18 protein-coding genes are annotated in these 20,987 nt (G+C 66.6%); 11 read left to right on the forward strand and 7 right to left on the reverse strand.

Annotated features, from left to right (window positions below):
* Positions 1-58: 58 nt before the first annotated feature.
* Both L6D75_RS08035 and L6D75_RS08040 read left to right on the forward strand, forming a co-directional pair.
* Positions 59-709, forward strand: a complete 651-nt coding sequence (locus tag L6D75_RS08035; RefSeq protein ID WP_176514963.1) for an isochorismatase family protein — start codon at positions 59-61, stop codon at positions 707-709.
* A gap of 163 nt (positions 710-872) precedes the next feature.
* Positions 873-1,145, forward strand: coding sequence for a stress-induced protein (locus L6D75_RS08040; protein WP_176514966.1), 273 nt, complete (start codon positions 873-875; stop codon positions 1,143-1,145).
* A 31-nt stretch (positions 1,146-1,176) separates the two neighbouring features.
* Here the strand turns inward: L6D75_RS08040 and L6D75_RS08045 are convergent, their stop codons facing one another.
* Complete coding sequence (locus L6D75_RS08045; protein ID WP_176514969.1) at positions 1,177-2,049, reverse strand: LysR family transcriptional regulator; 873 nt, start codon at positions 2,047-2,049, stop codon at positions 1,177-1,179.
* A gap of 110 nt (positions 2,050-2,159) precedes the next feature.
* On the opposite strand from L6D75_RS08045, the gene L6D75_RS08050 reads away from it, so the two are divergent.
* Both L6D75_RS08050 and ppnN read left to right on the forward strand, forming a co-directional pair.
* On the forward strand, positions 2,160-3,221 hold the full coding sequence (locus tag L6D75_RS08050; protein WP_176514970.1) for a YeiH family protein: 1,062 nt from the start codon (positions 2,160-2,162) through the stop codon (positions 3,219-3,221).
* A 50-nt stretch (positions 3,222-3,271) separates the two neighbouring features.
* Positions 3,272-4,645: a nucleotide 5'-monophosphate nucleosidase PpnN gene (gene ppnN, locus L6D75_RS08055; protein WP_176514972.1), complete on the forward strand. Its 1,374-nt coding sequence runs from the start codon at positions 3,272-3,274 to the stop codon at positions 4,643-4,645.
* A gap of 104 nt (positions 4,646-4,749) precedes the next feature.
* Here the strand turns inward: ppnN and L6D75_RS08060 are convergent, their stop codons facing one another.
* Complete coding sequence (locus tag L6D75_RS08060; RefSeq protein ID WP_176514974.1) at positions 4,750-5,916, reverse strand: GGDEF domain-containing protein; 1,167 nt, start codon at positions 5,914-5,916, stop codon at positions 4,750-4,752.
* An 81-nt stretch (positions 5,917-5,997) separates the two neighbouring features.
* A complete protein-coding gene (pssA, locus tag L6D75_RS08065; RefSeq protein ID WP_176515001.1) occupies positions 5,998-7,311 on the reverse strand; it encodes a CDP-diacylglycerol--serine O-phosphatidyltransferase in 1,314 nt (437 codons plus the stop codon).
* Between the two features lie 173 nt (positions 7,312-7,484).
* Here pssA and L6D75_RS08070 point away from each other — a divergent pair, with 173 nt between their 5' ends.
* Entirely contained in the window at positions 7,485-8,477 is a 993-nt protein-coding gene (locus L6D75_RS08070; protein ID WP_176514976.1) for a GlxA family transcriptional regulator, read from the forward strand.
* Positions 8,478-8,579: 102 nt separating this feature from the next.
* Here the strand turns inward: L6D75_RS08070 and L6D75_RS08075 are convergent, their stop codons facing one another.
* The 3 genes from L6D75_RS08075 to katG form a co-directional block, all read right to left on the reverse strand.
* Positions 8,580-9,914 carry an MFS transporter gene (locus tag L6D75_RS08075; RefSeq protein ID WP_176514978.1) on the reverse strand — a complete coding sequence of 445 codons (1,335 nt, stop codon included), beginning with the start codon at positions 9,912-9,914 and terminating at the stop codon, positions 8,580-8,582.
* 111 nt (positions 9,915-10,025) lie between these two features.
* Positions 10,026-11,237, reverse strand: a complete 1,212-nt coding sequence (locus L6D75_RS08080) for a M24 family metallopeptidase (RefSeq protein ID WP_176514980.1) — start codon at positions 11,235-11,237, stop codon at positions 10,026-10,028.
* Positions 11,238-11,476: 239 nt separating this feature from the next.
* Entirely contained in the window at positions 11,477-13,723 is a 2,247-nt protein-coding gene (gene katG / locus L6D75_RS08085; RefSeq protein WP_176514981.1) for a catalase/peroxidase HPI, read from the reverse strand.
* 332 nt (positions 13,724-14,055) lie between these two features.
* Between katG and L6D75_RS08090 the strand changes: the two genes are divergently transcribed.
* Complete coding sequence (locus L6D75_RS08090; protein ID WP_176514983.1) at positions 14,056-14,373, forward strand: DUF2388 domain-containing protein; 318 nt, start codon at positions 14,056-14,058, stop codon at positions 14,371-14,373.
* Between the two features lie 146 nt (positions 14,374-14,519).
* Entirely contained in the window at positions 14,520-15,752 is a 1,233-nt protein-coding gene (locus tag L6D75_RS08095; RefSeq protein ID WP_176514985.1) for a M20/M25/M40 family metallo-hydrolase, read from the forward strand.
* Between the two features lie 68 nt (positions 15,753-15,820).
* On the opposite strand, the gene glcC is transcribed toward L6D75_RS08095, so the two are convergent.
* Positions 15,821-16,585, reverse strand: a complete 765-nt coding sequence (gene glcC / locus L6D75_RS08100) for a transcriptional regulator GlcC (protein WP_176514987.1) — start codon at positions 16,583-16,585, stop codon at positions 15,821-15,823.
* 182 nt (positions 16,586-16,767) lie between these two features.
* Between glcC and glcD the strand changes: the two genes are divergently transcribed.
* The 4 genes from glcD to L6D75_RS08120 are packed head-to-tail and all read left to right on the forward strand — an operon-like array spanning position 16,768 to position 20,955.
* Entirely contained in the window at positions 16,768-18,267 is a 1,500-nt protein-coding gene (gene glcD, locus L6D75_RS08105; protein ID WP_176514989.1) for a glycolate oxidase subunit GlcD, read from the forward strand.
* Positions 18,267-19,319, forward strand: coding sequence for a glycolate oxidase subunit GlcE (gene glcE, locus L6D75_RS08110; RefSeq protein ID WP_176514992.1), 1,053 nt, complete (start codon positions 18,267-18,269; stop codon positions 19,317-19,319). The genes glcD and glcE overlap by 1 nt, the downstream gene beginning before the upstream one ends.
* A gap of 9 nt (positions 19,320-19,328) precedes the next feature.
* Positions 19,329-20,564, forward strand: coding sequence for a glycolate oxidase subunit GlcF (glcF, locus tag L6D75_RS08115; protein ID WP_176514994.1), 1,236 nt, complete (start codon positions 19,329-19,331; stop codon positions 20,562-20,564).
* The gene (locus L6D75_RS08120) at positions 20,557-20,955 is read left to right on the forward strand and encodes a heme-binding protein (RefSeq protein WP_176514996.1); all 399 of its coding nucleotides are present in this window, start codon (positions 20,557-20,559) and stop codon (positions 20,953-20,955) included. Before glcF ends, L6D75_RS08120 begins: the two co-directional genes overlap by 8 nt.
* Positions 20,956-20,987 lie beyond the last annotated feature (32 nt).

Genomic DNA, 20,987 nt, shown 5'->3' on the forward strand with positions numbered 1-20,987 from the left:
CATCGGGCCGTGGTCGAGACCCTCGGCATGCACCTGACAACCCTGCGAGGTATGCCCCATGAAGATCGCCAGTTTCGATGTCGACGCGCAAAACGGTTTCACCGCCAACGCCCCACAGGAACTGCCGGTACCAGAAGGCAACGAAATCGCGCCCGATCTCAATGCCATGGCCCAGCGCGCCGAACTGCGCCTGGGCAGCAAGGACGCCCACCCGGCCAACGCCGCGTGGGTGGTCGCGCAAGCGGGGCAGATGCTGCAACCGTTGGGCCTGGCCAACGCCGACCTGACCTGGGTCAGCCACTGCGTGCCCGGCACGCCCGGCTTCGAACTGCTGCCCGGCCTGCCCGCCCCCATCGACTATGACTTCTTCGTGTGGAAAGGCGTCGAGCCCGACCTGCACCCCTATGGCGCCTGCTACCACGACCTCGCCGAGCGCCGCTCGACGGGCGTGATCGAGTTTCTCAAGGTGCAGCAGGTGGGCGCGGTGATCGTCGGCGGCCTGGCCCTGGACTACTGCGTCAAGACCACCGCCCGCCAATTGCGCCAGGCCGGTTTCCAGGTGCTGCTGTACCTGCCGGCCTGCCGCGCCCTGACCCAGGAAGGCGCCATCGCCGCGTGCGGCGCCCTGGCCGCCGAGGGCGTGATCCTGTGTGGCGACGAGGCCGCGCTCGATCACCAGGTCGCGCAATTCAGGCAAGCCCACCCCTGAGCCCCACCTGTTAGCCAAGCGGCATTTACGACGCAACACGTCCAGCTGCCAATACTTTCGTGCACCCCGTCCGGTAATACCAAAGTACTGGGAGCAACCCGAATGCCACCAGCGTCGGAAGTGAACACAGCCTTTCTGTGTGCATTTCACGAGGTGCAAGATCATGGCTAACGACCAAGGCAAAGGCGGACAACAAGGCACCAGCAATCCTCAGCAGACCCCGGAGCACGTCACCAACGACCCAGGCCAGAAAGGTGGCCAGATGCCGGACGATCAATGGAAAAACGATCAGCAGCGCTCCGGTGGCGGCGCGCAACGTGGCGCAACGGGAGGCCATGGCGCCGGCAGCAAGTCGGAGGGTGAACGTGAGCAAGGCATGGACACGCCGGAGCTCGATGAGGACGACGACAGCGGCAAAAGCGACGAAAACCGTTGATTGCAGCTGGCCAGGGCAAGGGACTGCCCTGCTACACCTGGCACAGTTCGACGAACCGCGCCGCGGCCCGCGAAGGGGTCGCGGCATGCGGCAAGAGGATCGAGAAGTGCCTGACCAACGGCTCGGGCGCAATGTGCAACATCCGCAGCGCACCATCCTCGTGCCTGATCGACATCGCCGACACGAAGCCGATGCCCATCCCCGCCCTTACCGCTTCTTTCACCCCTTCCACCCCGGCGATCTCCAGCGCCACGCGCATCGCCACGCCGTGGCGGGCGAACGCCCGCTCGATGATCTGCCTCACCCCCGAACCGCTCTCGCGCAGCACCAGCGGGTAGCTGCCGAGTGCCTCAAGGGTCTGTTGCTCGTTCACCAGCAGCGGATGGCCGCTGGGCACGATGGCGACGATCTCATCCTCGCGCCAGGGCGTCACCCCCGTACCTAAAGGCAACTCCTGCCCGGGCGGGCCTTCGATCAGGGCGATATCGACGCTGCCCAGGTTGGCGACGATCTCCGCCGTGTTGCCGTGGGTGGTGCTGACCAGGATGTCCGGGTAGCGGGCATGGAAGTCGGCGATCAGGTACGGCAGCAGGTAACTGGCCGGGGTGGTGCTGGCACCGATGCGCAAGGTGCCGCGCTCCAGGCCGCGCATGGCCTCGCGCAGGGCCTGAGCCTGGCGGAAGGTGTCGCGCAGGCGCTCGGCATGGGCCAGCAACTGCTCACCGGCCGCCGTCAGGCGCACGCCGCGGCCGGCGCGCTGGTACAGCGGCTCGCCGAAGGCTTCCTGCAGCAGCTTGAGCTGGCCCGACACAGCCGGCTGCGACAGATGCAGGGCCTGGGCCGCATGGCTGATGTTGCCGTGCTCGGCAACGGTAGCGAAGGTTATCAGCTGTTCCGGGGTCATGTTTTAAAAGTATCAGCTAAACGGATATTTCACATCCTAAATTACGATTTTTTATAAGCTTATAACCGGATTAACGTAGGCCATATCGAAACATGTCCCGGAGGACTCACATGGCCACGGTTCCGTCCAACCCCGCGTTTGCGCCCACCCTCTCCACCCGAGGGCAGCTCAACGGCATCCTGTTCGTCGCGTTGTTCGCCATCGCCGTCACCCAGCTGGCGTCGTTGCCGGCCATCGCCAACCTGGGCATCAGCCCGCTGATCGTCGGCATCGTCGCCGGCGCCTTCTACGGCAACGTGCTGCGTGATGGCGTGCCGGCCAGCTGGGCGGCGGGCATCAACTTCTCGGCGCGCAAACTGCTGCGCATCGCCGTGGCCTTCTTCGGCCTGCGGGTGAGCCTGCAGGAAATCGCCGAAGTGGGCTGGTCGGGCCTGACGGTGTCGCTTCTGGTGGTCGCCAGCACCCTTCTGATCGGCCTGTGGGTCGGCATGAAACTGTTCAAGCTGGACCGCGACACCGCCCTGCTGACCGCTGCCGGCAGCGCCATCTGCGGCGCCGCCGCGGTGCTGGCCTTCGAATCGGCGCTGCGCAGCGCGCCGCACAAGAGCGCCATGGCGGTGGGCAGCGTGGTGCTGTTCGGCACCCTGTCGATGTTCATCTTCCCACTGGCGATCAACGCCGGCTGGCTGCCGCTGGACACCGTCAGCGCCGGCCTGTTCCTCGGCGGCACCGTGCACGAAGTGGCCCAGGTGGTGGGCGCGGCCAGCAACATCAGCCCCGAAGCCACGCACATCGCCACCATCGTCAAGATGACCCGGGTAATGCTGCTGGTGCCGGTGCTGCTGGTGGTGGGGGTGTGGATCAGCCGTGCGCGCCAGCCAGGCCAAGGCCAGGGCAAAGGCCGCATCGCCCTGCCCTGGTTCGCCTTCGGCTTCCTCGGCCTGGTGCTGGTGAACTCGCTGCAGATCCTGCCGGGCAACGTCACCGGGGTGATCAACAGCCTCGACACCTTCGCCCTGACCATGGCCATGACCGCCCTGGGCATGGAGACGCGCTACAGCCAGATCCGCCAGGCAGGGCCGCGTGCACTGGCCACCGGGGCGATCCTCAACCTCTGGCTGCTGGGCGGCGGGCTGGCGATTACGCTGGGTGTGCAAAAGCTCTTCGCATGACTTATGGTGGTGACAGAGAAGGATGTTTTACCTGCACAGGAAAGACTTAGATGCCCCAACGCCATGTCATCAATGCATCCGTCAGCCCCAAAGGCAGCCTGGAGACGCTGTCGCAACGTGAAGTCCAGCAACTGAGCGAAGTCGGTACCGGTAGCCTCTACACCCTGTTCCGCCAATGCGCCCTGGCCATCCTCAACACCGGCGCGCATGTCGACAATGCCAAGACCATCCTCGAAGCCTACAAGGACTTCGAGGTGCGCATCCACCAACAAGACCGCGGCGTGCGCCTGGAGCTGCTGAATGCTCCGGCGGACGCCTTCGTCGATGGCGAAATGATCGCCAGCACCCGCGAAATGCTGTTCAGCGCCCTGCGCGACATCGTCTACACCGAAAGCGAGCTGGCCAGCCAGCGCATCGACCTGGAAAGCTCCCAGGGCATCACCGACTACGTCTTCCACCTGCTGCGCAACGCCCGCACCCTGCGCCCGGGCGTTGAGCCGAAGATGGTGGTGTGCTGGGGCGGCCACTCGATCAGCACCGAGGAATACCAGTACACCAAGAAGGTCGGCCACGAACTGGGCCTGCGCAAGCTGGACATCTGCACCGGCTGCGGCCCGGGCGTGATGAAGGGCCCGATGAAGGGCGCAACCATCGCCCACGCCAAGCAGCGCATGCACGGCAGCCGCTACCTGGGCCTGACCGAACCGGGCATCATCGCCGCCGAGGCGCCCAACCCGATCGTCAACGAACTGGTGATCCTGCCGGACATCGAGAAGCGCCTGGAAGCCTTCGTGCGTGTCGGCCACGGCATCATCATCTTCCCCGGCGGCGCCGGCACCGCCGAGGAATTCCTCTACCTGCTGGGCATCCTCATGCACCCGGACAACCGTGACCTGCCCTTCCCGGTGGTGCTCACCGGGCCGCGCAGCGCCGAGCCGTTCCTGCTGCAGCTGCATGCCTTCGTCGGCGCCACCCTGGGCGAGGCTGCCCAGCGCCACTACCAGATCATCATCGACGACCCGGCCGAAGTGGCCCGGCAGATGGTCGAGGGGCTCAAGGAGGTCAAGCAGTTCCGCCGCGAGCGCAACGACGCCTTCCACTTCAACTGGCTGCTGAAGATCGACGAGGGCTTCCAGCACCCGTTCGACCCGACCCACGCCAACATGGCCGAACTGGCATTGCGCCGCGAACTGCCGCCGCATGAACTGGCGGCCAACCTGCGCCGGGCGTTTTCCGGGATTGTCGCGGGCAATGTCAAGGACAAGGGTATCCGCCTGATCGAGGAACACGGGCCGTACCAGATCCGCGGTGACAGTGCGGTGCTGGAGCCGCTTGGGCGCCTGTTGCAGGCGTTTGTCGACCAGCACCGGATGAAGTTGCCCGGTGGCGCTGCGTATGTGCCTTGCTATCAGGTCGTGACCTGAGTCTTGAGGGCTGCCTTGCAGCCCTATCGCCGGCAAGCCGGCTCCCACATTGAAAGCTGCGCTGTACCTGTGGGAGCCGGCTTGCCGGCGATGAGGCCAACCCGCTAGCGGCCCGAACTCACCATCGTGCGGTCCACCAGCCGAATGCTGTCACGCCCCCCGCGCTTGGACTGATACAGCGCCACATCCCCCTGCTCGATCAACGCCGCCAGGCTCGCCGGCGGCTGGTCGAACACATTGGCACCGATACTCAAGGTAACCGCCTGCGGCGTCGGCACGGCCTGCTCGGCAAAGGCCTGGAACGCCTGGCGCAACTGCCCGCCCAGCGCCACCACCTGCTCGGTGCTGGCATCGCTGAGCAAGATGACGAACTCATCCCCGCCCAGCCGCGCCGCCAGCGAGCGTTCCGGCAGCACCGCGCGGATCATCTCGGCCAGCGCCACCAGCAGCCGGTCGCCGGCGGCATGGCCATGCAGGTCGTTGACCAGCTTGAAGTTGTCGATATCGATCAGCAGCAGCGCCCCAGGCCGGGCCGCGCTGACTTCCTTGCACAGGTGCGTGGCCCGTACTTCCAGGGCGCGGCGGTTGTACAGCGCGGTCAAGGGGTCGCGTGCAGCCAGGCGAGCGATACGTTCCTCGCGCCGGTAACGCACGGTACCGGTCATCGACAAGGCGATCAGCATGATCGCCATCGCCCCTTCGACCAGGGAAATCTGGATGATCAAGCCGCCAAAGGTCGCCAGGTCGATCAGGGTGCCGGGGGTGATCGCGATGACCGCCTTGGCCACATAGAACAGGCCATGGATCAGCAGCACATAGCGCAACTGCACCGCGCCCACGCTCAACGACTTGCCGTGCGGGCGCAGCAGGAAGCTGGCCTGGAGCGTCAGCAGCGCCACCAGGAGCGAGTTGACCATCAGCATGACCTTGGACCACTGCGGCCCCGCCGGCAGCAGCAGCAAGGCGAACCACACCGGCACGATCAGCAGCCAGGCCCGTGACAAGCGCGCCTGGGTAAAGCGCAACACGCCCATCAGGAAAAACCCGTGTGCCACCACCAGCAAGCCGTTGGCGAACCAGATGCCGATCAGCAACAGGCCGATGCCGCGCAGCAGGGCCAGGGTCGAACCGACGGTAATGGTGGCGAACCCTGCGCTCCAGAACAGCAGCGAGGGTTCGCGGACACTGCGCCATTCGATCGCCAGGTACAGGGCAGCGGCGGCTGCCAGGGCGATGGTGATGGTCAGCATCGTGGGTGGGTCGAGCGCCATGAAGGGTTTGGCCTATCTGGTTAACGTGGAAAACGCCAGATTGTATTCCTTTGCCATGACTTTTCAGAGAGGTGAAACGCTTCAAAGTACCCGTTTGATCAATGGCTCCAGGCGGCTGTAGCGCAAGCGTCGAAGGAACTTGCGCACTTCCTTGGGATGCTCGGCCTTCACCCCCAGGTCGTGGGCCGAGGCGATCTGCGGTGCATGCCGGCGGATGCCCTCGAGCTCCTCGGCGCGCGGCGCCAGCCACTGGCCCTCTGGGTCATCGATCAGCAGGCCGTTTTCCAGGTCCAGGTTGAAGCCACGGGGGTTGAGGTTGTTGCCGGTGAGCAGCGAATAACGCTGGTCGACCCATATCCCCTTGGCATGGAAGGTGTGGCCCGGGTCGTTCCAGATGCGCACCACCAGCTGCCCGCTGGTGATGGCCGCGTGGCGGCGACGGGCGAAGGCGCGCAAGTTGTCCTCATAGAGGTACGGCAACGCGCCGCTGGCACTGAACGGCTCGCCCGGGGCGATATAGAAGTCGTTGGCGGTACGGTCGCCGACGATCAGTTCGACCTGCACGCCGCGATCCAGGGCGTGGTCCAGCTCGCGCATCACCACCCGCGGCGGGTTGAAGTACGGCGTGCTGATGACCATCTGCGTACGCGCCGCCGCCAGCAGCGCACAGACGGCCCGGTTGAGCGGGTTGCCGCGGCCCACGCCCAGCAGTGGCACCACCCGCAGGCCCTGCCCTGGCACAGGCGCCGGGGCGTCATAGGCCATGCGCCGCAGGCGTGCGCGCAGCCGGCGGATGTCGCCACGCAGGTTGCGCGTGGAAGGTGGCTCGGGCAGGTCCAGGCGCGGCGTGGCGGTGTCGTGCAGCAGGCGCTGCACCAGGCCGACCATGGCATCGGCCAGCGGCGCGCTGTGGAACAGGTGGTAGCGGTCCAGGCGGTAGCGGTCGAAGCGGTGCAGGTAGACGTTGTTGAGGCTCGCGCCGGTGTAGATCACGCAGTCGTCGATGACGCTGCCTTTAAGGTGCAGCACGCCGAACAGCTCGCGGGTTTGCACCGGCACCCCGTGGATCGCCACGTCCAGCCCGCGCAATTGGCGCTGGGCCTGGTACCAGGCGGCGTTGCCCGGCTGGCGCCCGGCGCCCAAGAGGCCACGGCGGGCGCGGAACCAGTCGACCACCACGACGATTTCCAGCTGCGGCCGGGCGGCCTTGGCCTGGTACAGGGCATCGAGCACTTCCTGCCCGGCCTCGTCTTCCTGCAGGTACAGCGCGACGATGACGATGCGCCGGGTCGCGGCGGCAATCCGCTCGAGCAGGCATGTGCGGTAGGCCGCGGCGTCGGGCAGCACCTGGATCGCGTCCGGGGCGATGGCGAAGCCTGGCAGCGCCGCCAGCATGGAATCGGGGTTCACGTAGGGTCACCTTCTGTCTGCAATCAGGTCCATTCCTGGCCGCTGCCTGCGGGGTGTAAGATCGACCCGGCAACGACCCATAACAACAAGAAACATGCGAGGCCTGTTTTCCCACTGCCCCTGACGAATTCAGCCTCAGCTTGCACAGGAAGATCGCAATGGTCCACCCCGCTTCTGCCATCCTAACGCCTTCGCGCACCAAGACCTTCGGTTTTCTGGTTTTGCCCAATTTCACCACCATCGGCCTGGCCTCGGCGGTCGAGACCCTGCGCATGGCCAACCTGGCCGCCCGGCGCACCTTGTACCGCACCGTGCTGCTGTCCACCAGCCAGGCGCCGGTGATGGCCAGCAATGGCATGCGCATCTTGCCCGACCACGGCATCGCCGACGCCCCGGCGCTGGATGCCTTGTTCGTGGTGGGCGCCAACCCGATCGACCGCAGCCGCGGCACCCGGCCACTGACCGACTGGCTGCGCCAGCTGGCCCGCCAGCAGGTGCCGCTGGGCGGTATCTGCACCGGCAGCTACCTGCTGGCCAAGGCCGACCTGCTCAAGGGCTACCGCTGCACCATCCACTGGGAGGACATCCAGGCGTTGCAGGAGCACTTTCCCGGCATCGTCATCTCCAGCCAGCTGTTCGAACTGGACCGCGACCGCTACACCTGCTCCGGCGGCGTGGCGGCCATGGACATGATGCTGCAGCTGGTGGCCCGCGAGGCCGGCGGCCAGGACATCGCCGCCAAGGCCGCCGAGCTGCTGCTGTGCGACCGCATGCGTGGCGAGCGCGAGCGCCAGCGGGTGCCGCTGCGCACCTTGCTGGGCAGCGCCCAGCCGAAGTTGAGCCAGGTGGTGGCGATCATGGAGGCCAACCTGGAGGAGCCTTTGGGGCTCGAAGAGCTGGCCAGCCTCAACGAAGTGACCGTGCGCCAGCTGGAGCGCCTGTTCCACAAGTACCTGCAGCGCACGCCCAGCCAGTACTACCTGGAGCTGCGCCTTTCGCGGGCGCGGGAGCTGCTGCTGCGCAGCGATGTGCAGGTGCGCGAGGTGGCGCTGGCGTGCGGGTTCAGCTCGCCGGCGCACTTTTCCAAGAGTTACAGCCGGTTCTTCGGCTTGTCGCCTCTGGGGGAGCGGCGCCAGGCGTCCTTGCACTGATTGCGCGGGCCCTATCGCCGGCAAGCCGGCCCCCACACCGATCGGGTCAACCCTGAAGATCGATGTGGGAGCCGGCTTGCCGGCGATGGGGCCAGTACTGGCTCAGTCCTTCAATGCCCCATGCGCCGTCTCCCGGCACATCAACATCGCCACCAGCGCCACCAGGGCCGCCGCCAGCAGGTACCCCGCCGGCGCCAGCTTGCTGCCGGTGGCCTGGATCAGCCAGGTGGCGATGAACGGCGCCGTGCCGCCAAACAAGGCATTGGCCAGGTTGAAGCTCAAGGCGAAGCCGCTGAAACGCACCCGGGTCGGGAAGATCTCCGCCAGCAGGCACGGCAAGGTGCCGTCGTTCATCGCCAGCATCGCGCCGAACAGGATCTGGATGGCCAGGATCACCAGCAGCGGCTGCCCATCGAGCAACTTGAACAGCGGCACGGTCAGCCCCAGGAACAGTAGCGAGGCGATCACCAGCATGGTCTTGCGCCCGAACTGGTCCGACAGCCGCCCCATCAGGAAGATCAGGCCGATATAGGTGGCCAGCGACACCGTCGAGGCAATGAACGAGTCGCGCTCGCTCATGCCCATTTCGGTCGACAGGTAGGTGGGCATGTAGCTGAGCAGCAGGTAGAAGGCCACGGCATTGAGGCAGGTGACGCCAATGCCGATGCCCAGGCTGCGGCGGTGCCGGGCCAGCAGTTCGCGGATTGGTGCCGGGGTCATGCACGCCTTGCTTTCCAGGCGCTGCTCCATCTCCAGGAACTTCGGCGTGTCCTGCAGGCTCATGCGGATGTAGCGCCCGACCAGGCCGAACGGCGCGGCCAACAGGAACGGCAGGCGCCAGCCCCAGCTGTGCAGGTCTTCGCTGCTGAGCAGTTCATGCAGCACGGCGACGAACGCCGCGCCGAACAACAGCCCCGCCGCCGTGCTCGCCGGCACGATGCTGGTGTACAGGCCACGCCGCCCGGGCGGCGCGTATTCGGCGAGAAACGCCGAGGCGCCAGCATACTCGCCCGAGGCGGAAAAGCCCTGCACCAGGCGGATCAGCAACAACAGGCACGGGGCCCACAGGCCGATCTGCGCATGGCCAGGCAACAGGCCGATGCAGAAGGTCGAGATCGACATGATCAGGATCGACAGCGACAGCGCGTTGCGCCGGCCATGGCGGTCGCCGAAGTGGCCCCAGACCACGCCGCCCAGGGGGCGGACCAGAAATGACAGGGCGAACACCGCGAACGTCGCCAGAAGGCCGGTGGTCTTGTCGGTTTGCGGGAAGAAGGTGGCGGCGATGATGGTGGCGAGGTAGCCGTAGGCGGCGTAGTCGAACCATTCGACGAAGTTGCCCATGAAGCTGGCCCGGGCGGCCTTGCGCAAGGCCTGGCGTTCGGCGCTCGGGGTGGCGCCTTCGAGGGTGGGAGCGTTAAGGGTGGTGCTGGACATGACGGGTACCCTCTGATTGTTCTAATTGGAGGCAGGGTCTGGTGGTCATTCGGTGGTTTCTTGTTATGTCTGTGCCGGCCTCGCACAACGAGACCGGCACCGCACCGCGGCTTATTTGCGGATGATGTTGTGCTCCGGGCCATACGGGAACTGGGTGATGTTCTCGGCGCCCGTCTCGTTGACGATGAGGATGTCGTGCTCGCGGTAGCCGCCCGCCCCCGGCCGCCCTTCGGGCAGCATGATCATCGGCTCGATCGACACCACCATGCCCGGCTCCAGCACCGTGTCGATGTCCTCGCGCAGCTCCAGCCCCGCCTCGCGGCCGTAGTAGTGGCTGAGGGTGCCGAACGAGTGGCCGTAGCCGAAGGTGCGGTACTGCAGCAGGTCGTGGCGCAGGAAGATCTCGTTCAGCTCGCGGGCGATGTCGCTGCAGCGCATGCCCGGGCGCACCAGCTTGAGCCCCGCCTCGTGCACCTCGACGTTGGCCTGCCACAGGCGCAGGTGGTCGTCCGGGCAGTGGTCGAGGAACAGCGTGCGCTCAAGGGCGGTGTAGTAGCCGGCGATCATCGGGAAGCAGTTGAGGCTGAGGATGTCGCCCTTGTTGACCTTGCGGCTGGTGACCGGGTTGTGCGCGCCGTCGGTGTTGAGGCCGGACTGGAACCAGGTCCAGGTGTCCATCAGTTCGCCGTCGGGGAAGCTGCGGGCGATTTCACGGACCATCGCCTGGGTGGCATGCAACGCCACCTCGTACTCCGGCACCTGGTCACGCAGCGCCTCGACCACCGCCGCGCCGCCGATATCGGCAACGCGGGCGCCGTGGCGGATCAACGCCTGCTCCTCGGCAGATTTGATCATGCGCATGCGCATGCACGGCGCGCCGATGTCCAGCAGCTCGGCCCGTGGGTAGCAGGCCGCGAGCTTGCTGTGGTTCTGCAGGTTCAGGTGGTCGAATTCGACGCCGATGCGCGAGGCCAGCGGCAGTGCCTGCTGGATGGCGACGAAGTAGTTGTCGCGCTGCCAGTCGGTGTAGACGATGTTGTCGGTACCGACCGTGCGCCGCCAGGGCTGGCCACCGTCGATGTTGGCGCTGATCGAGACCACCTTGTCCTGGGTCACCACCAGGGCGTAGGGGCGGCCGAACGAGCAGTAGAGGAAGTCGCTGTAGTAGTTGACGTTGTGGTAGGAGGTGAAGATCGCCGCTTCGATGTCCTGCTCGGCCATGTAGGCCCGCAGGCGGGCATGGCGGGCGGCGTATTCCTGTGCGGAAAAGGTCGGCTTGACCTTGTCGCCGTTGCGGATCTTCAGGGTCTGGGGCATTTGCATGGTCGGTGTTCCTTGTCGTTGTGAGCACGCTGTTCAGGCCGGCCGCCTGGGAAGCATTGCAACAGAACCAACGAGGACGCTTTTGTATCTATCCGACCTGGAATTGGCGCGATGGCACCGAAGGCGGGGCAGCTGCGCTGCCCAATCGCCGGCAAGCCGGCTCCCACAGGGACCGCACCATGGTCAATGTGGGAGCCGGCTTGCCGGCGATTGGGCTGCAAGGCAGCCCTGATGCACAGTTACTTCAGATCAAACCGATCCAGCTCCATCACTTTCACCCAAGCCGCCACGAAGTCCCTGACGAACTTGTCCTGGCCATCGCTGCTGCCATACACCTCGCTCAACGCCCGCAACTGCGCATGCGAGCCAAACACCAGGTCGACCCGGCTGCCCGTCCATTTCACCTGCCCGGTCTTGCGGTCACGGCCTTCGAAGGTTTCGTTGTCGGCCGAGGTCGGCTTCCACTCCACGCCCATGTCCAGCAGGTTGCGGAAGAAGTCGTTGCTCAGGGTGCCTGGCCTGTCGGTGAACACGCCGTGCTTGCTGCCGCCATGGTTGGCGCCCAGCACGCGCAGGCCACCGATCAGTGCGGTCAGCTCGGGTGCGGTCAGGGTCAGCAACTGCGCCTTGTCCAGCAGCAGCTTCTCGGCCTTGACGCTGTAGCGGGCCTTGCTGAAGTTGCGGAAACCATCGGCCAGCGGCTCCAGCACAGCGAACGACTCGACATCGGTCTGCGCCTGGGAGGCATCCACACGGCCCGGGCGGAAGCCCACGCTGCCAGTGAAGCCGGCCTCCTTGGCGGCCTTTTCCACGGCGGCGGTACCGGCCAGCACGATCAAATCGGCCAGGGACACCTTGTTGCCACCCTCGGCGCGGATTTCCTCCAACTTCGTTAGCACCTTGTCCGTGCCCTGGTTGGCCGCCCAACCTTTCTGCGGCTCCAGGCGCAGGCGTCCGCCATTGGCACCACCGCGCTTGTCAGAGCCACGGAAGGTCGAGGCTGCGGCCCAGGCGGTGGACACCAGCTCGCCAACGGAGAGCCCCGAAGCCAGGACCTTGGCCTTGAGTGCGGCAATGTCCTGCTCGCCCAGCGCTGGCTGGTCGGCCTTGGGCAGGGGGTCTTGCCAAAGCAGTTCCTCGTTGGGCATTTCCGGCCCCAGGTAGCGCGCCAGCGGGCCCATGTCGCGGTGGATCAGCTTGTACCAGGCACGGGCGAAGGCGTCGGCCAGCTGCTCGGGGTTGTCCTTGAAGCGCCGGGCGATCGGCTCGTAGATCGGGTCGAAGCGCAGCGCCAGGTCGGAGGTGAGCATGGACGGCGCATGCTTCTTGGCCGGGTCATGGGCATCCGGCACGGTGCCGGCGCCCTTGCCCTCCTTCGGCCGCCACTGGTTGGCGCCGGCCGGGCTCTTGGTCAGTTCCCACTCGAAGTTGAACAGGTTGTTGAGGTACTCGTTGCTCCATTTCGTCGGGGTCGAGGTCCAGGTCACTTCCAGGCCGCTGGTGATGGTGTCGCCACCCTTGCCGGTGCCGAACTTGTTGGCCCAGCCCAGGCCCTGCTGCTCCAGGCCCGCCGCTTCCGGCTCGGCGCCGACGTTATCGGCGGGGCCGGCGCCGTGGGTCTTGCCGAAGGCGTGGCCACCGGCGATCAGCGCCACGGTCTCTTCGTCGTTCATGGCCATGCGGCCGAAGGTTTCGCGGATGTCCTTGCCCGAGGCCACCGGGTCGGGGTTGCCTTCCGGGCCTTCGGGGTTCACGTAGATCAGCCCCATCTGCACGGCGGCCAGTGGGTTTTCCAGGTTGCGCTCGGCCTGCAGGTCACGGCTCTGTTCTTCGCCGTGCTTGGCAGGTTCGGCCACCAGGTCACCCTGGCCGGGGGCTTCGGTCGGGCCCTGGTCCTTGCCATAGCGGGTGTCGCCGCCCAGCCAGACCTTTTCCGAACCCCAGTACACGTCTTCGTCCGGTTCCCACACGTCGGCGCGCCCGCCGGAGAAGCCGAAGGTCTTGAAGCCCATGGATTCCAGGGCGACGTTGCCGGTGAGCACGATCAGGTCGGCCCAGGAGATCTTGTTGCCGTACTTCTGCTTGATCGGCCACAGCAGGCGCCGGGCCTTGTCCAGGCTGACGTTGTCGGGCCAGCTGTTGAGCGGGGCGAAGCGCTGCTGGCCGGAGCCGGCGCCGCCGCGGCCGTCGCCGATGCGATAGGTGCCGGCGCTGTGCCAGGCCATGCGGATGAACAGCGGGCCGTAGTGGCCGAAGTCGGCCGGCCACCAGTCCTGGGAGTCGGTCATCAGGGCGGTGAGGTCGCGCTTCAGGGCCTGGAAGTCGAGGCTCTTGAAGGCCTTGGCGTAGTCGAAGTCCGGGTCGGGACTGGACTTGGCAGAATGCTGGTGGAGGATTCTCAGGTTGAGCTGGTCAGGCCACCAGTCACGGTTGGTGGTGCCGCCACCTGCGGTTTGATGGAACGGGCATTTCGATTCGTTCGACATCTGCGGTTACCTTTGGGTCGGTTATCCAGATTTCCGGTCTATGCCAGGTGTTCTTTCCAGCCGAGCACATGGGCTCATGCCTACCCCTTATCAGGTCTGGTCGGTCACGTTCCGACACGGGGGCGCACGCACTTGCTGCGGGGCCAGGGGAAAGACTAGTCGAGCTTGGGCAGACTTCTAATAGAGTGGCTATTGGGGGGCGATAGGCTGGCTCTACGGCTGCCACGATCCATTGCCGGGAGCAGATGCCTAGGGAACTACCACCACTGTCCCGCTTTCTTACATTCTGAGTGGTACTTTCCTTTGGGCTTCACGCTACTGGAGAACACGACATGCGCCGCATAATCCTCGCCCCTGCCCTGCTGCTGTTGTTGCCTGCCGGTGTTGCCCTGGCCGGCGTCGATGCAGGCGACGTCGCCACCTCAGCGGGCGTTTCCGCCTCGCTGTATTCGACCTTCAAGGATCACAAACTGATCATCCCGGCCCGAGACGACCTTTCCGCGTTCGTCGCCAGCAACGGTGCCATCCGTGGCGCCTACGTGGAATCGGCGCTGGAACAAGTGCGCAAGCAGCACCCTGGCCTGCAGGCCAGCGACGAAGAATTGGCCAAGGCCATCCTCTCCCAGGAAGACCCGGTGGCCAATCACTAGGGCCCACTCGCGGGCGAGCCTATGCCTGCTGCATGCGCAGGCGCCGGGCTCGCCCGCGAAGGGCCGCCATCTTCTACACGGTATTGCCCCACACGGCTGTAGCCAGGAACCCGGCTCGGCCGTTCACGTAAAACAAGGAAGACTACATGCCATTGCTCCGCCCTCCCCACGCCATCGCCATGGCGCTGTTGCTCGCCTGTAGCCAGGCAAATGCCGCCGACGCCTCCCCCGAAGCCTTGCTCAAGCAGGCCCAAGGTGAGCAGCCGGCCTACCTGGACACCCTCAAGGCGCTGGTCTCGGTGGATACCGGCACCGGCACCGAGCCTGGCCTGACCCAGGTCAGCGCCGAGCTGGTCAAGCGCCTCAAGGCCCTGGGCGCCGAGGTGCAGACCCACCCTGCCACGCCTTCGGTGGGCGACAACATCGTCGGCACCTTCAAGGGCACGGGCAGCAAGGACTTCCTGCTGATGGTGCACTACGACACGGTGTTCGTCCCCGGCACCGTGGCCAAGCGCCCCTTCCGGGTCGACGGCCCGCGCGCCTATGGCCCGGGGGTTGCCGACGCCAAGGGCGGGGTGGCGATGATCCTGCACGCGGTGAAGCTATTGCAGGACCAACAATTCAAGGGTTACCGCACCCTGACCGTGCTGTTCAACCCGGACGAGGAAATGGGCTCGGCGGGCTCCCGGCAGATCATTGCCGAGTTGGCCCGCAAGCATGACTACGTGTTCTCCTACGAGCCACCTGACAAGGACGCGGTCACCGTCGCCACCAATGGCATCAACCGCCTCAAGCTCGAGGTCAAGGGCCGCGCCTCCCACGCCGGCTCCGCGCCCGAGGAAGGCCGCAACGCCCTGACCGAACTGGCCCACCAGATTCTCCAGCTCAAGGACCTGGGCGATGCGAGCAAAGGCACCACGGTGAACTGGACCCTGGCCAAGGCGGGTGAAAAGGCCAATATCATCCCGGCATTGGCCACGGCCGAAGCCGACATGCGCTATTCGGACCTAAGCGAAACCGAGCGGGTGCAGGCCGATGCCCAGCGCATCGTGAAGACGCCGCTGGTGGCCGATACCCAGGCCACGGTCACCGTGGAAAAGGGCCGCCCGCCCCTGGCGCGCAACGAGGCCTCGACCAAGCTCGCGCAAACGGCGCAGCAGCTGTATGGCGAGGTTGGCCACAAGATCGAGCCGATCGCCATGCGCTTCGGCACCGATGCCGGCTATGCCTATGTGCCGGGCAGCGACAAGCCGGCGGTGCTGGAAACCATGGGCGTGGTAGGGGCTGGGTTGCATGGTGATGATGAGTACATCGAACTGGCCAGCATTGCGCCGCGGCTGTATCTGACGGTGGCGATGATTCAGCACCTGGCCAAATGATGCAGTGCCTGGGTGGGCCCTATCGCCGGCAAGCCGGCTCCCACAAATGTAGCCCGCGATAGGGCCCTTCAGCCCCACCCGTCCATGCGCATCGTTGCCCGCACCAGGCGCTGCTCTTCCTGCTCGATCTCGCGCAGGCTGTCGCGAATGCCGTTGATGTGCTCGCGCGCCGCGCGCTGCGCCTGCTCGGGCAACTGCTCCATCACCGCGTGATATAAGCGGGCATGCTGGCGATCGATCTGGCGCTTCTGCGGTGGCCGGCAATACAGGTTGTTCACCGACGCGAACACCGTGCTCAAGGTCAGGTCGCTGAGCGACTGCAAGGTGTGCACCAGCACCGGGTTGTGCGAGGCCTCGCTGATCGCCCGGTGGAACGCGTGGTCGCGCCGGGCATGCTCGCGTGGGTCCAGCGCCTCGCCTGCGGCATGGGCCGCGAGCATGTCTTCGTAGCGCCGGCGGATCAGTAGCCGGTCCACGTCGGTGGCGCGCAACGCTGCCAGGCGCGCCGATTCGGCTTCGAGCAAGGCGCGCACTTCGAGCAGGTCGAACAGCGTGCGCGGTTGCGAGCTGAACAGGTGCATCAGCGGCGTGGCGCCCGGCTGCCCGGTCAGGTCGGCGACGAACGAACCGCGCCCTTGCTCGGTGTCGATGATGCCGCGCCCGCGCAGGATGCGCAGGCCCTCGCGCAACGCCGAGCGCGAGCAGCCGAGTTTGTCCACCAGGCGCCGCTCCGATGGCAATGCCTGGCCCACCTTCAGCACGCCTTCGACGATCAGCCGTTCGACCCGTTCGGCCACCTGGTCCGCGACCTTGGCTTTGCCTTGCGCACCCATCAGCACTCTCCAACTGGTAGGACCACTGCTGCAATGCCTCCCAATGTAGCCGTTCAATGCCGCGAATGAATAGCGTCATATCGAGAAACTGGTAGGACCAGTTACCAATCCTCTCGACCTGGCAGCTAACCCCGGCGCAGGCTGCAAGCAGAGGCAAACAACAACAAGAATCGAGTGAGCCCATGAACATTCTGTACGACGAACGCGTCGACGGTGCGTTGCCGGCCGTGGACCTGCCGAGTTTGCTGCAGGCGCTGCGTGATGCCCTGCCAGATCTTGAAATTCTGCACCGCGCAGAAGACCTCAAGCCCTACGAGTGCGATGGCCTCTCCGCCTACCGCACAGTGCCAATGCTGGTGGTGCTGCCCGAGCGCCTGGAGCAGGTGCAGACGCTGCTCAAGCTCTGCCACCAGCGCGGCGTGCCGGTGGTGGCCCGTGGCGCCGGCACCGGGCTGTCCGGCGGTGCACTGCCACTGGCCAAAGGCATCCTGCTGGTGATGGCGCGCTTCAACCGCATTCTCGAGGTCAACCCCCAAGGCCGTTTCGCCCGGGTGCAGCCGGGTGTGCGCAACCTGGCGATTTCCCAGGCCGCCGCGCCCTTTGGCCTGTACTACGCACCCGACCCCTCCTCGCAGATCGCCTGCTCGATCGGCGGCAACGTCGCTGAAAACGCGGGCGGCGTGCACTGCCTGAAGTACGGCCTGACCGTGCACAACCTGCTCAAGGTCGAGATCCTCAGCGTCGAAGGCGAACGCCTGACCCTGGGCAGCGACGCCCTCGACAGCCCGGGCTTCGACCTGCTGGCACTGTTCACCGGCTCCGAGGGCATGCTCGGCATCGTCACCGAAGTGACCGTGAAACTGCTGCCCAAGCCCCAGGTGGCGCGGGTGCTGCTGGCCAGCTTCGACAGCGTCGAGGACGCCGGCCGGGCGGTGGCCGAGATCATCGCCGCCGGCATCATCCCCGGCGGCCTGGAAATGATGGACAACCTGGCGATTCGCGCCGCCGAAGACTTCATCCACGCCGGCTACCCGGTGGACGCCGCGGCCATCCTGCTGTGCGAGCTCGATGGCGTGGAGGCCGACGTGCAGGACGATTGCGAGCGGGTGGCGGCGGTGCTGCAGCAGGCCGGCGCGCGCGAGGTACGCCTGGCCTGCGATGAAGCCGAACGCGTGCGCTTCTGGGCCGGGCGCAAGAACGCCTTCCCGGCGGTGGGGCGGATTTCGCCGGACTACTACTGCATGGATGGCACCATCCCGCGCCGCGAGCTGCCACGGGTGCTCAAGGGCATCAGCGCGCTTTCCGAGGAATACGGCCTGCGCGTGGCCAACGTGTTCCACGCCGGCGACGGCAACATGCACCCGCTGATCCTGTTCGATGCCAACCTGCCCGGCGAGCTGGAGCGCGCCGAAGCCATCGGTGGGCGCATCCTCGAACTGTGCGTGGCGGTGGGCGGCAGCATCACCGGCGAGCACGGCGTGGGGCGCGAGAAGATCAACCAGATGTGCGCCCAGTTCAACAGCGACGAAATCACCCTGTTCCATGCCGTGAAGGCCGCCTTCGATCCGCAAGGGCTGCTCAACCCGGGCAAGAACATCCCCACCCTGCACCGCTGCGCCGAATTCGGCGCCCTGCACGTGCACCACGGGCAGCTGCCCTTCCCCGAACTGGAGCGCTTCTGATGAGCCTGGACCGCGACATCAGCCAGGACCTGCTGGAGCAGGTCAACCAGGCCCTGAACCTGGGCACGCCACTGCGCATCCAGGGCAGCAACAGCAAGGCCATGCTCGGCTGCCCGGTGGCCGGCGAAGTGGTCGATACCCGCCGCCACCGCGGCATCGTCAGCTACGACCCCACCGAACTGGTGCTCACCGCCCGCGCCGGCACGCCGTTGCTGGAGATCGAGGCAGCCCTGCACGAGGCCGGGCAGATGCTGCCTTGCGAGCCACCGCACCTGGGCCCCGAGGCGACCCTTGGCGGCATGGTGGCGGCGGGGTTGTCCGGGCCACGCCGGCCCTGGGCCGGCGCGGTGCGCGATTATGTGCTGGGCACGCGGGTCATCACCGGCCACGGCAAGCTGCTGCGCTTTGGCGGCGAGGTGATGAAGAACGTCGCCGGCTACGACGTGTCGCGCTTGATGGCCGGCAGCTTCGGCTGCCTCGGGCTGCTGACCGAGGTGTCGCTCAAGGTGCTGCCACGCCCCCGCCAATGCCTGAGCCTGCGCCTGGAAATGGACCGCCACCACGCCCTGGCCGAACTCGCTGAATGGGGCCAGCAGCCGTTGCCGATCAGCGCCGCCTGCCACGACGGCCAAGCCCTCTACCTGCGCCTGGAAGGCGGCGAAGGCTCGGTGCAATCGGCCCGCCAGCGCCTGGGTGGCGAGGTGCTCGACAGTCGCTTCTGGAGTGACCTGCGTGAACAGCGCCTGGCCTTTTTTGCTGACCCGGCGCCACTGTGGCGGCTGTCGCTGCCCATCGCCACGGCCGAGCTGGACCTGCCCGGCCAGCAACTGATCGACTGGGGCGGTGCACAGCGCTGGCTGAAAGCGAACGCGCCGGCGCAGCACATCCGCGAGCAGGTGGCCAAGGCCGGCGGCCACGCCACCGGCTATGCCCCGGGCGAGGCCAGCAGCGCCCCCCTGCCCGCCGCGCTGATGCGCTACCACCGCGCGCTCAAGCAGCAACTGGACCCCCAGGGCCTATTCAACCCTGGCCGCTTGTACCCCGACCTGTGAGGCCCCGCCATGCAAACCAACCTGAGCGATAGCGCCAAGGGCCTGGCCCGAGCCGAGGAGGCCGAAAGCATCCTGCGCAGCTGCGTGCACTGCGGCTTCTGCACCGCCACCTGCCCCACCTACCAGCTGCTCGGCGATGAGCTGGACGGGCCGCGCGGGCGCATCTACCTGATCAAGCAGGTGCTCGAAGGCGCGCCGGTCAGCGCCAGCACGCAACTGCACCTGGACCGCTGCCTGAGTTGCCGCAACTGCGAAACCACCTGCCCGTCGGGGGTGAAATACCATGACCTGCTGGACATCGGCCGCGCCGTGGTCGAGCAGCAGGTGACCCGCCCGCTCGGCCAGCGCCTGCTGCGCCAGGGCCTGCGCGCCGTGGTCCCGCGCCCGGCGTTGTTCAAGGCCCTGGCCCGCACCGGGCAAGCCCTGCGCCCGGTGCTACCGGCCACCCTGAAGAACAAGCTGCCGGCCCAGGTGGCAACCCCCGGCGAACGCCCGACGCCGCGCCACCCACGCCGGGTGCTGCTGCTCGAAGGCTGCGTGCAACCTGCCCTGTCGCCCAACACCAATGCCGCGGCGGCGCGCCTGCTGGACCGGCTGGGCATCAGCGTGGAGCCTGCGCGCGAAGCGGGCTGCTGCGGCGCGGTGGACTACCACCTCAATGCCCAGACGCAGGGCCTGCAACGTGCAAGGCGCAACATCGACGCCTGGTGGCCGGCGATCGAGGCCGGGGCCGAGGCCATCGTGCAGACCGCCAGCGGTTGCGGCGCCTTCGTGCGCGACTATGGCCACCTGCTGGAAAACGACCCGCACTACGCCGCCAAGGCCGCTCGTGTCAGCGCGCTGTCACGCGACCTGGTGGAAGTGCTGCGCGACGAGCCGGTCGAACAACTGGGCCTGTGCGCCGAGCAGCGCCTGGCCTTCCACTGCCCGTGCACCCTGCAACATGCCCTCAAGCTCGGCGGCCAGGTCGAGAACCTGCTGACGCGCCTGGGCTTCACCCTCACCGCAGTGCCGGACGGGCATCTGTGCTGCGGCTCCGCCGGCACCTATTCGCTGACCCAGCCGGCGCTGTCGCGGCAGTTGCGCGACAACCGCCTGAACGCGCTGGAAAGCGGCAAACCGCAAGTGATCGCCACCGCCAACATCGGCTGCCAGACCCACCTGGGCGGTGCCGGGCGCACGCCGGTGCGGCACTGGGTCGAAATCGTCGAAGCAGCCTTGAACCAGGAGAACCGCCATGCATAACAAGCCCGTGATCGGCCAGGACGAGGTGGCCCGGGTAATCGCCGCCGCCCGCCAGGAGGCCGAGGCGCAAACGTGGAGCGTGACCATCGCCGTGGTCGACGACGGTGGCCACCCGCTGGGCCTGCTGCGCCTGGACGGCTGCGCCCCGGCCAGCGCCTACATCGCCGTGGAAAAGGCCCGCAGCGCCGCGCTCGGGCGCAAGGAAACCCGCGATTACGAACAGATGGTCAACAACGGGCGCACCGCGTTCGTCACCGCCCCGCTGCTCACCAGCCTGGAAGGCGGCGTGCCCCTGCGCATCGATGGCCAGGTGGTCGGCGCCATCGGCGTGTCCGGGGTCAAGCCCGAGCAGGATGCCCAGGTGGCCAAGGCGGGTGCCGGGGCTTTGTGATCGGCAGTGCCGGCCTTTTTTTTAAAATGAAC

The sequence above is a fragment of the Pseudomonas faucium genome, from assembly GCF_021602585.1.
GTDB lineage: Bacteria > Pseudomonadota > Gammaproteobacteria > Pseudomonadales > Pseudomonadaceae > Aquipseudomonas > Aquipseudomonas faucium.